This is a genomic window from Candidatus Manganitrophus noduliformans, from assembly GCF_012184425.1.
Taxonomy (GTDB): Bacteria; Nitrospirota; Nitrospiria; order SBBL01; family Manganitrophaceae; genus Manganitrophus; species Manganitrophus noduliformans.
Map to the genome: position 1 here is coordinate 756,014 of NZ_VTOW01000002.1, position 13,438 is coordinate 769,451.

The 13,438-nt window shown below is 51.2% G+C and carries 5 protein-coding genes; 3 read left to right on the forward strand and 2 right to left on the reverse strand.

The window, feature by feature from the left end; genetic code table 11:
* Window positions 1-55: 55 nt before the first annotated feature.
* Together MNODULE_RS12835 and MNODULE_RS12840 are read right to left on the reverse strand one after the other, a co-directional pair.
* Window positions 56-1,561, reverse strand: a complete 1,506-nt coding sequence (locus MNODULE_RS12835; RefSeq protein ID WP_168060392.1) for a hypothetical protein — start codon at window positions 1,559-1,561, stop codon at window positions 56-58.
* A gap of 21 nt (window positions 1,562-1,582) precedes the next feature.
* Window positions 1,583-9,895: an FG-GAP-like repeat-containing protein gene (locus MNODULE_RS12840; protein ID WP_168060394.1), complete on the reverse strand. Its 8,313-nt coding sequence runs from the start codon at window positions 9,893-9,895 to the stop codon at window positions 1,583-1,585.
* A gap of 835 nt (window positions 9,896-10,730) precedes the next feature.
* On the opposite strand from MNODULE_RS12840, the gene MNODULE_RS12845 reads away from it, so the two are divergent.
* From MNODULE_RS12845 to MNODULE_RS12855, 3 genes are all read left to right on the forward strand, one after another.
* Entirely contained in the window at window positions 10,731-11,459 is a 729-nt protein-coding gene (locus MNODULE_RS12845; protein WP_168060396.1) for a hypothetical protein, read from the forward strand.
* 340 nt (window positions 11,460-11,799) lie between these two features.
* Entirely contained in the window at window positions 11,800-12,411 is a 612-nt protein-coding gene (locus MNODULE_RS12850) for a hypothetical protein (protein ID WP_168060398.1), read from the forward strand.
* Window positions 12,412-12,516: 105 nt separating this feature from the next.
* On the forward strand, window positions 12,517-13,371 hold the full coding sequence (locus MNODULE_RS12855; protein ID WP_168060400.1) for a hypothetical protein: 855 nt from the start codon (window positions 12,517-12,519) through the stop codon (window positions 13,369-13,371).
* Window positions 13,372-13,438: the final 67 nt, after the last annotated feature.

Sequence of the window (13,438 nt, forward strand, 5' to 3'; positions counted from 1 at the left end):
AGCCGAAACAGAAGTAACTATAGCACTAAAAGCATCACACGCAAGTTTTTACCGTTTAATGAGTGAAACTATTCATCGGTTTGTTTAATAAACCCTCAGCTAGACCTAATAGTGTGTATGCTTTTTCTTCCGGCGAGGGTTGGTTCTCTGCCCATATTAGAGTTTCTTTTTTTTCTCCAGAAATAATTCGTGCTGTTGCAATCGCTCGGAAAGCCTCGCTTCTGGCAATGAGCGTCCCAGCTTTACAACAGATAGAATCCACGGTGGATAGTGCTTCTTTAATATCTCCACTTCTGGCTTGGGAAATGGCAATGTCTTTAAGAAGGATATCACGTTGCAAGGACATATTTGCAAGCTGACGCGCTTCCTTGAAGTTACCTGCTTCTATTTCTGCTTCAACAATAGCCGGCAGAACCGTCCCTCTGTATATCGGAGAGACAATCCGTTTCTCCGCTTCAAGTGCGCCTTCTACATCCCCTAGTCGAGCACGGACTTCTCCAATAATTCTCCAAGCAGGAGATTTAGCTTCCTCTTCATCTTCGTTAGCTTCCATTATTCGGATTATCATATTGATGATATTTTCGGTATCTTCTCTTCTGTTAAACTCAGCTGCGCTTTCTGCAATATGTGCAATGTCATTTAAGTTAAACATTAGAATTCGATTGGGCTCTTCATCTTGAATGGTACGTCTCGTATCAATCATTTTTTGAATAGTCGCAACCGCTCCATTCCTATCTCCTATCCTTGATTGAGCCATGGCAATATCCCTTAAAGCAAATGCCTTCACCTTAGCATCCTTTAGATTGGAGGCTAACTGGATGGCCTCCTGGATGGCGGAAATAGCCGCTAGATGCTCCCCGATCTCTAACTGAGTTCTGGTGAGATCCATTTTGAGAAATATTTTAAAGGGTTCCGGAGAACCTCCTGAATGAGTTTTGGCGGAATCAATGACTTGTAAAACCATCTGAATCGTCTCACTGGCCCATTCATTGTTTCCACTTTTAGCTTGAGCAGCGGCAATCCGGCTCAGGATGTAGGCTCTACCGTCTGTGCGATCATCATTTGGAATAAGGGTCGCAATTTGAATCATGCGACCAAATGTCTGTTTCGCGTCTAGTATAAATCCTGCCCGTATTTGAGCAATTGCTATTGCTTCTAGACTCTCAATTTTCAAAACAAAATTACCTCTGTTTCTCGCGTCCTCAGCATCACTTTTGTCCTCGGCGTCAAGAATTCTTGAATCCATTTTCTTGTTCTTGCCTTCACCGGGATAATCTTTCTTATTTCCCGAAGTGTATATGGCATCTATTAAATCGCCGAATATTTTTTTTGAGCCGGTTCGATCCCCTGCTTTGGCTTGCACTACAGCAATCTCTTTTAGAATTTCCCTCTTATGTTTTTCACTCGAACGACTCTGTATATTGATCATTTGCACAACATTAATAGCACGCTTGATAACTTCCCCCGCAGTCAATTCCTCTGCTTGCTGACTATGGATATCAGTAGAGCACAACAATATCGTCGTGAAAACAACTATAAGTTTTGTTTTTATATCCTTCACAAATACACCTACTAATAAAATCTATGGGAGAGGAAATTCAATGGTCCAACCTCCAGATTGATTTGGAACCCACGGAGCTGCCAATTCCAGATTCCCTCCGCTGCCATAAGTTGTGGAAATCCCTACCGTGAATGTGTTTGGACCGCGGACGAAGGAAAATGCTGTTCCTTGTTGGGCTCCGATCCCTGGATTACATACAATTCCTACACATGAATAGCCAGATTCCGAGAAGAAGGCAGCACCTGTTTCTGGAGATGCCCCGTTGAGGTTAATCTCAAAGAAGCTTAGGCCCGTTCCTTCATCATATTCTGAAAACGTGGCGGTCGGAGGTTTTGAACCTAACCGAAGACCGCAATTGTAGTCCAGATGGCACTTTCCCTGTATCGTATCAGGAGTCGGCTGCGTATTCGCCACAGTTAAAGCGGACTCTGCATAATACATTATTGCTGCGCTTGCTGCGCCGATAGCAGCTCCTTGGTAACCTGCACGATAAGCTTGCTGCCAACTTCCCCCATACGCTAGTGTTGTCCCAGCCCCTGAAATGTACCCGCTGGCGGCCCCACCAGCGATGGCTCCAGAGGCTCCACCAGAAGTACTCACATAGCTCCCAGCAGTCCCAGCAACATACCCAACTCCAGCACCAATCGCACCAGCCTTGATCATATCTCGTGTTGTACCGCCATTCATATCTGCGAGAACCATAGCACTTGCGGCAGCTATAGCAGGAGCGCATGCTGGACAGGCAATACTGCCTGCAACACTACTAATTTGGATGACTCTTGTCTGATACGTCTGAGGAAGCGCAAGAAATATTGTACGTTGTGCCATCAAATTCGGCGCTGCAACCCAGGCAGCAACATTACCAACAGATTTAAGAAAATTTCTGAGCTTCCAATGTCCTGAAGGATCTGTATAGTTGATTGGGTTGTTACTCACATAGGAATAACGATTAAGGTTCTGTGGATTTCTCCTGCCTGGCACTATGGTATCTGGGCTAATGAACCTTCCCAATACTGGATCATAGTACCTCGCATTATAGAAGTAAAGTCCCGTTGAGCTATCCAGTTCCTGGGAAGTGTATTTATGATTCACATTGATGGAGCCGGTATTCGTCCGCGTCTGACCATAAGGATAATAGGTCAGCTCTTGTAATTTGGTGCCGGCCTGATTAGTGACGACATTGCTGCTTCCCAAATGATCCGGTTGATAGTAGTAAACCTCGCTGGAGCCAACCGGCTTGAGCGCGACCCGCTGGCTTCCCGCAAAGATATATTTGCTGCAGGTGCTCCCGGTGCACTCATAGAGTTTGCCGATGTAGACGGTGGTGATCCCGCCCGCCGTTTTCTTCACGCGACCTCCGTCTCCATCATAGATGAAGGTGGTCGTCACCCCACCTGAGATAACCTGAATCGGCCGGTTCTCAATGTCATAGGTGATCGTCCGGCCCGCCCCGGCGGTCATGTTGCCGTTGGCATCATATCCATAGGTGTTCGCTCCCGCCTGGGCCACCGCATGAGGACGAACGCTCGTGGGACCACTTGTCGGATAGGTATAGCTTCCCACCTGGGAGTTGGAGGTCATGTTGCCGATTTCATTATACGCATAGCTGAAGGCACCATAGGGCCCCGTTGCCGCGGTCAGACGGTTTAAACCATCATATCCGAAGTTTTGCGTGTTTGTCTCCGAAACGCTGCCGCAGACCCCGGTGGTCGGATTGCGATAATCGATGATGTCTGTGACGTTTGCCACGGAGTCATAATTATAAAGCAGGCTTTGGAAACATTGACTGGTCGCCGCATGGGTGGTGAAGATCGAGTGGATTCGGAAATTATTCGGCTTGTACTGGTAATCGGTCGTCACCCCATTCCCCAACGTCAGCCTCGTCGGCTGTCCTAGAGCGTTGTAGCCGGTATACTGGGCATAGTTCGTGGTTCCCTCAAAAGCGCGATCGAGCAGAGGACCATTATAGGCATACTGGACAGAGCTGCCATCCGGATAGCTGACGGAAGAGACTCTTCCCAGAGGATCATACCCAGTCTGGGTGGTATAGACTGCGGTTCCTGGGGCAAATTTTGCGAACTTGAGATCTTGATTCGTCGCGTCATAATAGCTGATTTGAGGATTTCCGGTCGGATCAAAACGAAGCGATGGATATTGCCCTACATCCCCAGAAATATCCGCTGCCTGAATCGCCCAAACAGTACCTGTCCACTTGGCATATTTTAAATCGCCATTCGTGGCATAGTAGCCGATATGGGGATTCCCCGACCCATCTAAAACAGTGGATGTTTTAGAGTTGCCCCAGTCGCTGGCTACGGTCTGAAGTGCCCAGGCACTGCCATTCCATTTAGCATATTTGAGGACTGTCACGCGTCCGTAGCCAATATGGGGAATCCCGGCTCCGTCCAACCCGAGCGAGGGGTTGGCCGTGCTTCCGGTAGTGTCAACGTTCTGCGTTGTCCAAGCACTGCCCGTCCATTTTGTATATTTGATAACCCCTGAGTCAGCATAGGCGATGTGGGGATTGGCTGAGCTATCCAACGCCAATGACGCGCCTGTAACACTACTTACTGTGGTATTTGGCTCTTGAATAGACCAGCTCGATCCGGTCCACTTGGCGTAGTATAAACGGGGATTTCCGACTGCGTTAGGCTTCATGTATGCAATGTGAGGTTGTCCAGCACTATCCAGAGCCAAAGAAGTGGAATAAGAAGAGGAGATAATTGAAGGATCTACGGTTTGGATCGACCAACTGCCTCCCGTCCATTTCGCATATTTTAGTAGTCCGCCACCGGCATAGCTGATATGAGGATTACCCGCACTATCGAGGGCAATGGAGGTGATCAGACCGACATTGCCCGCACTCTCCACAGTCTGGATGCTCCAGCTACTGCCGGTCCATTTGGCATATTTGAGGTCTTGGTTGGTCGCATCGTAGTAGCTAATGTGTTGATTGCCGCTGGCATCTACAGCAATTGAGGTATGCTGACCCGTATTGCCCCCGCTGTCGACTGTTTGAGTCGTCCACACCGGATCGCTTGAGATAATAGTTTTATCAGTCTGTGTCTGCCGTCCCAGTTTGTCGTAGGTGAAGGTCGCAATACCGGAGGAATCAGTCACCTGCCACAGGCGTCCCATTCGATACGTTCCGACGGTTGTATTGTCGTAACGATAAACAACATCCCCGCTGCCAAGCGTTTTGAGGGTTGTGTAATCCTTCTGAAGCAAGCGGTTGACCGCATCGTACTGGAAGTGAAGGGTCTGTCCCTTTGCATCGCTCTGCTGAAGCAGGTTTCCAATGGCATCGTACCGATAGTTCCAGCAGGGGGTCGCGTACCAGGGATAAGAGGCAGAAGGGGTGAGGGTGACCAAATCCCCGCAGCGGCCCATATCGGGGTCGGACATGGCGATCTTTCGCCCCAAGGTGTCGTAGCGCATCGTGGTCTGGTTGCCCTTGGCGTCGGTTACTTTGACGAGGCTTCCCAATAGATCGTATTGATAAGTCGTCGTCGCATAGGGGGTGCCGACATCGGTGGTGCAGATGGTAAAGGTGCTTTGATATTCGTTCACCTGAACGAGTCGGCCGAAGGCATCGCGGACCTCCCGCTTCCGGTGATTGCTCGCATCGATCGCGACCGCCACTCCCTCGTTGTAACATTGAAGAACGCGGCTCCCGTCGGGGTTCGTCGCTTGAGTCATCCGGCCCATTGGATCGTAGATAAAGGTTTTCCAGATCGGTGTTCCCGTCCCATCGAAGTAGGGAAGAGAGATTTGCTTTACTGTTCCGGTATTATTGTAGATGGTTTGTGTGGCAATATTTTTCCCATCCGGTCCGGTCCGCTTCTCCAGGGTGGTTCGGCCGAAACCGTCAAAGTAGGTCCAGGTGGAGAGCCCCGCGGTGGTCGACTGGACGTTCTGCTGGCCGAGGGTGCCGAAGCTATTATAAGACCAACTCGTCGGTGCATCTGGACTGGGTGGAATCAGACCGGCTCTGCGTCCCAACGGATCATAAGTCGTTGTGGTCGTGACGTTGTTTGCATTATCGGTGACGCTCTTCACCTGGCCATACAGGCCAGTGTCCGTCGCAACACCATCAATGCCATAATATTGTGTCGTGGTCTGGTGGCCGAGGGGGTTTGTTGTGACTTTCGGAAAAGTAAACGATCCGTCATGAGAAATCGTGGTGGTATGCCCATTGGCATTCCGGGTACAGACAAGGTTCCCATAAGAATCATAGGACATCCGTGTCTCGGGACTGCTTCCCCCGTCAAGCCAGCGGACAATGCGAGTCAGGTTTCCTTTCTGAGGTAGGGTGTTGGCCGACGCTTGCTGACAGCCGGCTGTCCCGCTGGAGACACCATCATAATAGAAATCAGTCGAGGACTTCACTGAGCCGGCGAAGGTCGACACCCTCTCTCTATAGGGTAAACCAATGATCCAAGGCTCCCCGGTATTTGGAGAGAAGTCACGGGTGACGATCCGGTCATCACTCGTGTTATTTCCACCGACGATCTCCCCTTGATGCTCTTCCCGCGTCAGATTCCCATAGCTATCATAATTGAAGAGGCTGCGAGTCCGACTGCCGCAGACCCCATCGCCGTCGCAGAGAATAGTGTCGACCTGTGTCGGGGGATTGAAGTACGGCTCCGTATTATCAGAAAGATAGTTAGTCTGGACCTCCGAGAAGAGCTGTCCCGCTCCATTCTTCACCAGCACTTGATAGGGCTTCCCTTTCATGTATCCGACCGTAACGTTCGGCTCATTTTGACCAAATCCGATGTCACTTCCTTGGTGGAATGCCGTTTCAGTGACACTTCGCTCACCGTTCGGGCCGAGTGGGCCCGTAACGGTCACGCGATGAAATCCGCGGAAGTCCCGCTCTAGGAAATAGTAATAACCTTCCGTATAGGAGTAGTTTGTGGTTGCACTGATAATCCCGCTATTGGTTGTGACAGAGGAAACGACATGAACAGGAAAGGGGAGCTGTTTGGTCAAAAATCGTGAAGAAGGGGTATAGCCAATGGTAGAGGTTCCCCCGATGCCGTTTGAAATGGAGACAAGCAAATCGGTTAAAATACCCGTCGATCCCGCCCGGGCGATCCATGTTTTCCCTGCAGAGCTCGCGAGGGTGTCATGGCAGAAAACGTCTGTTCTTCCGTCTCCATTGAAATCCCCCGCCCCGAAGACGGCGCCGCCATGACCGCACCAACCTGGGCGCCAGTCATTTCCGCTATCAAAAGCCGTTCCTCGTGAAAGTGAAACCAGGGTTTTACCAGGCGTGTTGTTTTGAGGGGAGTGACAGTAGAGATCGGTTTTTCCATCCCCGTTGAAGTCCCCTGTCCCAATTGTATTACCGACTTCAAGACACCAATTCGTTTTCCAGTTGGCCGCTGCTGTAAACTGACCATTTCCAGTGGAAAGAGAAACATAGGTGCGTCTGACAAAACTTAGAAACACAAGCAGTGGTTGGGACACAGCCGTCTGATGACAAAAGATGTCAGTCTTTCCATCCCCGTTGAAGTCTCCCGTACCAAACCTCGCACCGGGTCCCCAGCACAAAGTCATATCGAGTTGATTTTGAGGTATAAACGAGCCTACTCCGTTCGTCGAAATATTTGCAAGCGCTATAAATACGCCTGTGCCCCCTTTCGGAATAGTCGTACAGTAGAGATCGGCCCTTCCATCTCCGTTGAAGTCCCCTGTTCCAAATGTTCTATTAGCCTCACCGCACCAGTTTGAAAGCCATTCACTTCCATCAGTAAAGGCTCCTGCACCATTCGAGAGCGCAATTGACGTTGTACCAGGAGTGTTGTTCTGAGGACTTTTGCAGAAGATGTCAGTCATCCCATCCGCATTAAAATCTCCTGTCCCGAACATGGCACCCGCACTACACCAGTTGGTCCTCCAAGGATTCACCGTCACATCATAGAAGGCGCCGTCGCCATCCGAAAGGGCCACCATCGTGTTCCTGGTTATACTTGTCGCTGAAGGTCGATCGTGGCAGAAGATGTCGGTTTTCCCATCCGCATTAAAATCTCCTGTCCCGAACATGGCACCCGCAGCTCTGCACCAGTTGCTTCGCCAAGGATTAACCGTAATGTCGGTGAATGCGCCATTACCATTCGAGAGAGCCACTCTGACGTCGCCACCCCCACTGCCAGTAACAGTCAGCTTTACCAAAATGACCCCGCCACTCTCCCGGATAAAAATATCGGGCAGGCCATCTCCGTTAAAATCCCCTAGCCGATTATATGAATCATCTCCCCAGTTATAGTCGTCTCCAAAAAACTCCTCGACAAAGCTGGAGCCGGTGGAACGCTTTATGCGCATTTCACCCCCAGCGTTTGAGAGAATGTCGGTCAGCCCGTCTCGGTTAAAATCCGCGGCCCAGGCTCGATTTGAACCGTTCCAGGTTGCAGAGGTTGTCCAGGTCTCCTGGACAAAACTTGAGCCGGTGGAGCGCTTCACCCAGATCGTTCCGCCTTCGGCAGTCGCAATATCCTGAAGCCCATCCCCATTGAAATCACCCACCCAGGTAAAACTGCTTCCCCCCCAGTTGGGGGCAGAGGTCGTCCAAGTCTCCTGAACGAAGCTGGAGCCGGTGGAGCGCTTTACCCAGATCGTTCCGCCTTCGGCAGTCGCAATATCCTGAAGCCCATCCCCGTTGAAATCACCCACCCGAGTATATGCGCCTCCTCCCCAGTTTGGGGCAGAGGTCGTCCATTCCTCCTCGACAAAGGCGAGGCCGATGGAACGCTTCACCCAGATCGTTCCACCATCCGCAGTGGCGATATCCTGACGCCCATCCCCGTTGAAATCACCCACCCAGCGATAGCTATCGCCTCCCCAGTTGTCTGTGTCATCTCCCCAGGGCTCCTCAACAAAGCTGGAGCCGGTGGAACGCTTGAGCCACATTTTGCCATCATTGTATGTAGCGATATCGGTCAGCCCGTCTCCATTGAAATCACCCGGCCAGACCGCTGCGGTGCTTCCCCAGTGTGGTGTGGAGGAGGTCCACCAGCCCTCCTCTATAAACCCGGACCCCGTCGACCGCTTCACATAAATATTCCCGCCATTTGCAGAGGCAATATCCGATAAACCGTCCCCATTGAAATCACCGGCCCAAGTATAGCCAGATCCTCCATAGAGAGGCGTATCGGAAGGCGTCCAGTTCTGCTCGATCACCGAATTGCCTAACGCGCGATCATGGCACCAGATATCAAGATTAGCGTCGCCATTAAAGTCCCCTGTTCCAAATTGTGCTCCCCCACCGTTGCACCACCCGCTCCGCCACTCACTCCCATCGGTAAAAATTGAAAAAGAGCCGTCCGATGCGTAAGTAAACGTACTCGCAGGAAGCTTGGATGCAGTTCCCTCGTTTGTGATGGTTCCGCTTGCATCCAGTGTCGCATCCTTGCCGAATTGTTGGACGCTATCCAAGAGCGATCGCAATGTACTTTGACTTCCCCCAGGACGATAAGACAGCTTATAGGTCCTCACACGGGCACCATTGGCCACCACGTCAATTGTCTTAAGCCGACGGGCTGTTCGAACTTCGAAGACTGTGGTATACATGGCCGGGACGGGAACATCAAAAATCGACGCACGATAGAACTTGACATAAATATTTGGAGTAATCCCGGCGACGTTACCTGCATAATCAACTCGATCTAAATAAATCTGATTTAGTTCCTTAGCATAGGTGAAGGTCATGTAATTGCCGTCGGTATCTTCCACCCGCTCCAGCAACCATTTAAAAATCTCGTCCAGGTTTGCAGGATTGTCCTGCCGGGAAACGGAGCTGCGTCCAAAGAAATAATTGGTGCCGCTCCGATCGGTCACTTGCCAAGCAGGCCGACCATCGGTTCCCGTAATCTTCCGAATCCGGCTGAAGGCGCCTTCAACTTTGGCCCGATACTCACTGGGGGCAATATTGACCAGATCGATGGTAGAGCCCATCCGAAAGAGATAATCATCACAGGTGTAACAAACGCCCCACTTCGTCCCGCGCTCAATCGCGCCAGCCTCTAAGTCCCAGCCAAGCCCCACCCAGCTGTCCCCTCCCCCGCTTCGATAGGTCAGCTCCAACCCTGGATCCATTCCCTTTCGACCGGGCGGCACTTCAATCGGAATCGAGTGGCTCATGGTCCCGGTGAAGAGGTCGGGGAGCGCGGTTCCGCCGCCGCTTGCTCCACCCGCACTGGCCCCACCGCCGCCACCGCCTCCCATTAAGCCCGGCTTCTGGCTGCCACCATCGGATTGGGCGTAGCTCAGATTGGAGAAGAGAATAATCGCTAGTAAAAGGGTCCAAGCAAAGACGCGAACAGATCGCATGGAAGGGCTCCTTTTGAATGAGTGGGTGAGATCCAAACAGGCCTACTTCGCTGATCCTCGACACATCCAGAATCTAAATCACTGACTTATTTCAAATACGGGAAAACAAAAAACCCAGAGACTAAAAAATCTCTGGGTCTAGATCTAGAGAGGAACGACTATCAGTCGCACACAAGACAAACTTACGGCGACATCTTGAATCGAAACGGAATGACTGAAACCGGCCAGCCCAAGTCTCCATCACTGGAACTCTCTAACCGACATTCAGAATCTAAGGTTGGGATTTCACGAACGGGAATACTCTTACTCGGGCTTCATTAACATATCTCAGAAAAGCATGTCAAGAAAAATGTTCTTTCCTGTTTAAAATGAAGCATATTCCCTACTCAAATGGTCGCAAAGACCCTGCTAAGAAAGATATAAAATGCTTGACAAAGAAGACAATTACCTATATTTTCATAAACTAGTAATAACCTCCCAAACTCTCATAAAAAAAAGCGAGTTGGTTATTAATCATTAATTATTGTTGGGCGCTGTTCAATCGTTACCCGAATAGACAAACGAATGAATCGCGGTCCTCTGTTCCGTCATTAATTCGGAAAGTTAATCTATTACGTTCCAGATTCTAAAATACGGACTTATTTTTTTTCTTCTCCTGGCCGGAATTGGAAAAAGCTTCGCCGCCGAAGAAGAAGGAAGATGGGAAGTCGGGATCCTCGGAGGGGTTTATAAGCCGTCGCTAAGAACGCTAAACAGAATTTTAAATGAGCGCAGCTCGGCGATTCTTCAAGATCCGAATCACCAACTTCAGCCGAATGAGGAATTTACTCCGGCGGTGAGGAACCTGGAGGTTCCCTCTTTCGAGGCCGACCGGGCCTTCGGTGTTGAGCTGGTGCGGGAGGTCAATCGCCGGCACGCCTTTGTGGCAACCCTGAACATTTGGGATGGAGAGACAACAGGGAACGATATCGTTCCAACCATCAGTGCTGCGACCGATGAATCTTTTACCCTGGTGCCACGGACGAGTCGATATAACGTTTCCGTCACGAATCTCTGGTTAGGCTGGCGTTATCACATCCCGATTGTGGAGGAAAAAAGTCGGGTTTTTATCGATATTGGATTGGTCGGTCTTGCTTATGGTCAGATGACGATCGATACTTTACTGAAAGTGATTCCGACTCGCGAGCCCTTTCCGGTCGCCAGCTCAATGGAAGCGGAGGGGTGGGGATTCACAAGCCGATGGGGATTCGGCGGCGCCTATTTTTTGAAAAATTGGATTGCAATTTCATTCCGAACCAGCTATATAGTAGGGAAGATTTCCAGGCTGAAAATCAGGCGATTCTTCCCCTCGGGATTCTCGGCCGATCCTCCATTGGAGTCACAAACGGGATGCCAACCCGGCGAGCCTGATCTTCAACCGCGCCCCCAAGAGGGAGAGGTCGTTACATACGGAGAGGTCCAACGGGGAGGGGTTCCAACATGTGAAATCCGATCGGATGTGAAACACCTGCCGCTCGAATTGGACGGCGTGGAAGGAATGATCGGAATCCATTTTTATTTTTGATGATTTTTAATAGCCCATCAATATATAATCGAAGGGCGGCATCGACCACCAGGGAGATTTCCAAGGGAATCGTGACCACGAAGGCAGTGGGTTGCAAGGTGAGCGTTATTCGTTAAAGGCTATTCGTTATTCGGGAACAGCCGGCCTAGAAAATGGGGCGGCCACCCGTCGGGTTTTACGTTTAACGATTCACGTTTAACAATTAACGATTCACTTCTCCCGAGCCGCCAAAGGGAATTTCTATGGCGGCTTTTTTATCTGCGGTAATTTTATGAGACGAAGCGGTCTATTCAGGTGGTTATCCCGGCAGGCATTAATCGTCCTTTTCGGAGGATTTTGGATGATGGGGCCTTTGTTTTTCCCCTGGGAGGTCGCGGCCCAAAATACGGCCACTTTTACCATTACTTCGACCAACACCAACCTTCTCAATAATCCGGTGCTCGGTTGCGCCGCCTGCGCTTCCATCCCGAATCATGATCCAAGCACCGTTTTTCCCGACACCTCGACCCCTCTATTCCAAGGAGATCCCAGGGCTGCCGAACTTCCAAGTATTATTGCAAGCGCGCTTCCCCCGAACAATCAATTCGGCGTCGGGATTCCTGCAGGCGACAGCGGGACCCCGCTTTTTCATTCGACCCCGTTCGATCTCACCGAAAGCAACATGACCCTTTCGGCCGAAAACGAAATGTCTTCCCTTCCGATGGCGAACGGCCGGAGCAATACCTTTACCTCCCGGATCAGCCAAACCGTCGGGCCGACGCCCGGCACCTCGGAGATCGGGGGCCAACAGTTTTCAATTCTTTTCTCGATCAATTCATTAACCGACCCGGACGGCAACCTCATCGGAAGCGCGACCGGAACATTCACCCAAGAAATCGACGGCGTCGTCACACAGGGAACGATTCAATTCGACAGCGTAAACGGATTCAGCGGAACGAATTTGCATCAGTAGTCGGAGAGTTCATACGGCTTCTCCGGTCCATCATGGATCGGAGTGGGCTGCCGGGAAGTGAGGCAGCAAAAGCAACACCTAAAGCAACATCAACAAGGAGGGTGTATGAGAATCAAACAACTTATGACGCTCGGGACGCTGGGGGTTTTCCTCCTGGCCGGAGCGGCGTTTGGTCAGAACATCCAGACCAACACCACCAGCACCACGGTTGGGTCGCCGACGTTCGGGTTTGTCATTACACCGGCGCAGCTTGGGACGGTCATGCAATCGACCACCGCCCCTACCTGCGATGCGTCGAGGGTATGCACCTTGGACAACTACGTCAAGGCGGTTGGGATGCCCGGCTCTTTCACAGGGAATCCTAACAAAATTGTTTGGGCCGATGCCGATTTTGGCTGTGGACTCCTCTGCGGCACCAATGGGGGTTCGGACCCGCAAACCGCGCCTGATTTTGGCGGGGCAGCGGGGGAAGTCAATACCCTCACCGGCCTTATTAACTCCAACATCGACCTGGGTTTGGGAACCGCCGCAACCGATCCGTTCCATGCGGCGGGACATATCACTTTTACCCTGAATCCTGCCACGATGGAAGCGTCGATCGATCAGCAGATCGTTCAGGTCATCAACGATGCAGGGGGTCTCACAGTCTCTTTCACTGAGACCGATACCGCTCCGACATTCACCGCGTCGGCCGATCCGGACCAATTTGCTTTTGACGGTCCGGTCAACATGACCGCCGGGATGCAGTTGACGCAAACCGGCGACAGCGGGATTCCCACGGCGACACCGTTTACATTAAATGTCACGGTGCCGTTCCCGTATGCCCAGTCCTGGAATGCCTTCCCGGCTCCGGGCGAGTCTCCATTCACCGGAAGCAATTTCCCAACGGAGAGAGCCTTCCAAACGCCGGGGTTGAACATTTCACCAACCAACCCCGACGAGTTCCCGGTATTTTTCTAATGAACACCTCTTCTCCTGGGGGGACCATCCCCCAGGAGAAGATCCTCTTGGAGAGGTTGCTATGGAC